This window comes from Paracraurococcus ruber, from assembly GCF_004353985.1.
Classification (GTDB): domain Bacteria; phylum Pseudomonadota; class Alphaproteobacteria; order Acetobacterales; family Acetobacteraceae; genus Paracraurococcus; species Paracraurococcus ruber.
Genome location: NZ_SMOA01000473.1, coordinates 1 through 2,627, shown reverse-complemented (window position 1 = coordinate 2,627; position 2,627 = coordinate 1). Strand labels below are relative to the sequence as shown.

At 77.4% G+C, this 2,627-nt stretch carries 1 protein-coding gene and 1 pseudogene; both read left to right on the top strand.

All coding sequences use genetic code 11. The annotated features are described in order from the left end of the window. Positions 1-150: 150 nt before the first annotated feature. Positions 151-1,827 carry a thiol reductant ABC exporter subunit CydD gene (gene cydD, locus E2C05_RS30900; RefSeq protein ID WP_133223440.1) on the top strand — a complete coding sequence of 559 codons (1,677 nt, stop codon included), beginning with the start codon at positions 151-153 and terminating at the stop codon, positions 1,825-1,827. A 244-nt stretch (positions 1,828-2,071) separates the two neighbouring features. After that, positions 2,072-2,627 (top strand): annotated as a pseudogene (locus tag E2C05_RS30895) (thiol reductant ABC exporter subunit CydC); the annotation flags it as partial.

The window sequence follows — 2,627 nt, the reverse complement described above, 5'->3', positions numbered from 1 at the left end:
ACGACCGCCAGCGCCCGGGCCGGGCGCGCCGCAGCCTCCGGCGCGGGACGCCGCGGCGCCCCCGTGCCCGCATGACGATGCCCGCATGACAGGGCAGATTTCCGCCCGGGGCCGTTCACGGCCCTCCGCGATCCGCTCTAGACTGGGCGCATGGACTCTCCCCAGGCGGGGCGGGACGGCGCCGCCCGGGCGCTGCTGCGCCGCGAAACCCGTGCCCTGCGCCGGCAGGTGCTGCCGCCCATCCTGTTCGGCGCGGGCGCCCTGCTGGCGGCCATCGGTGGCGCCTGGCTGGTGGCCGGGCTGCTCGCCACGCTGCTCGGGCATGGCGCCTCCGGCTGGGGGGCGCTGGCCGCCGCCGCGGCACTGGCGGTGCTGGGCGCCGGCCTCGCCCTGGCGCAGGAACGCGCGCAGCTGGCGGCGGGGGAGGCGGCGCGGGCCCGGCTGCGCGACGCCGCCTTCGCCCGGCTGCTCGCCCTCGGCCCGGCCGATGCCAGCGGCGTCGGCGACCGCGCCTCGCTGGTCGTGGACCGGGTGGAGGTGCTCGACGGCTATTTCGCCCGCTGGATCCCCGCCGCGGCGCTGGCCATGCTGGGCCCGCCCCTGGTCTGCGCCGCCGTCGCCTGGGCGGATGCCGGCAGCGGGGTCATCCTGGGCCTCGCCGGGCTGCTTTACCCGGTGGCGATGGCGCTGACCGGAATCGGCGCCGCCCAGGCCAGCCGCCGGCAATTCGAGGCGCTGGGCCGGCTTTCCGGCCGCTTCCTCGACCGCATGCGCGGCCTGCCGACGCTGGTGCTGTTCAACCGGCAGGAGGCCGAGGCCGAGGCGCTCGGCACCGCCGCAACCGAATTGCGCGGCCATACGATGAAGGTGCTGCGCGTCGCCTTCCTGTCCGGCACGGCGCTGGAATTGCTGGCGGGCGGCGTGCTGGCCTGCCTCGCCTGGCGGCACCGGGACCTGCTGGGCGGCGGCGCCGACCCGACCGCCGCCATCTTCTCCCTGCTGATGGTGCCGGCCTTCTTCGCGCCGCTGCGCGGCTTCGCCGCCGCCTACCAGGACCGGCTGCAGGCCGCCGGCGCCGCCAGCGCCCTGGCGCCCCTGCTGGAGGCCGGCGAGCCGGAGGGCCTGCGGCTGGAGGCGATCCCGCCCCGCGTGGTCGTCACCTTCACCGATGTCCGCCTGTCCTACGACCCGGCGCGGCCGCCGGCGCTCGATGGGCTGAGCTTCCGCGCCAATTCCGGGGAGACGCTGGTGCTGGCCGGGCCTTCGGGCGCCGGGAAATCCTCCGTGCTGCGGATCCTGATGGGCTTCGCCCGGCCGGAGGCGGGGCGCGTGGCGATCAATGGCCAGGATGCGCTGGCCCTGCGGCCGGAGGAGTTGCGGCGCCTGTCCGCCTATGTCGGGCAGACGCCGCATCTGTTCCGCGCGACCTTGCGGGAGAATATCCGCTTCGCCCGGCCGGACGCGACGGCCGGGCAGGTGGAGGCTGCCGCCCGTGCCGCTCGGGTGCTGGATTTCGCCGAGGCCTTGCCAGACGGCCTGGACACGCTGGTGGGGGAGGGGGGCTGGGGCCTGTCGGGCGGGCAGGCGCAGCGGGTGGCGCTGGCCCGCGCCTTCCTGCGCGACGCGCCGCTGGTGCTGCTGGACGAGCCGACGGCGCATCTGGACCCGGGGACCGAGGCGCTGGTGATCGAGAGCTTGCAGAAGCTGTGCCTGGGCCGTACCGCCATCATCGCCAGCCACAGCGGCGCGCGCGCCAGGCTGGGACGGGTGCTGGAGATTGAGGCCGGGCGCGTGGCGGGCACGCCGCGCGCGGGGGTGGCGGGGTGAGCGGCGGCCTGGGCCTTTGCGGGAGGGGCCTTGCCCCCCTCGCGCTCCCCCCACCAGGGGTCAGGCGACCCCTGGACCGGCCTGAGCCTTTGCTCTCCGAGGGGCGCCGGCGGGGCCCATCCGGAAGCGACGAACCCATACGGGGGGCCGGGGGCCGGTGCGGTCCCCGGCTGAGGGTGGCGGCAGTGCCGCCAACCGGGAGGGGCTGCGTCCCTCCCGCGACGGCGCCACACGTGACACGCCCATGCTGACGGACCTCGCCCGCGTCCTCGGCCTCTGGCGCGCCCAGGCCCCGTGGCTGCTGCTGGGCGTCGCGGTCTCCGTCCTCTCGGCGCTGCTCGGCGTCGCCCTGCTCTCGCTGGCCGGGCAGGGTATCGCGGCGGCGCTGGGCGGCGCCGCGCTCGGCGGCGGGCTGGTCTTCCTGCTGCTGCGGCCGCTGGTCCTGCTGCGGCCGGCGGCGCGCTGGTGGGAACGCATGGCCACCCATGCCGCCACCTTCCGGGCGCTGGCGGATACCCGCATCTGGTTCTTCCGCCGCCTGGCGGAGCGGCTGCCCTCCGGCATCGGCCTGGGGCGGTCCGGCGACCTGCTGGGGCGGCTGGTGTCGGACGTGGATGCGCTGGACGGGCTGTACCTGCGGGCCATGGTGCCGGTGCTCTCGGCCCTGGCCATCGTGCTGGCCGGCGGCGCGCTGCTGGCCGGCGCGCCGCTGCTGGCGGCGCTGGTCGCCCTGCCGCTCGGCATCGCCCTGCTGCTGCCGCTGGTCCTGGCGCCCGGCGCGGCGCGGGCGGCGGCGGGCG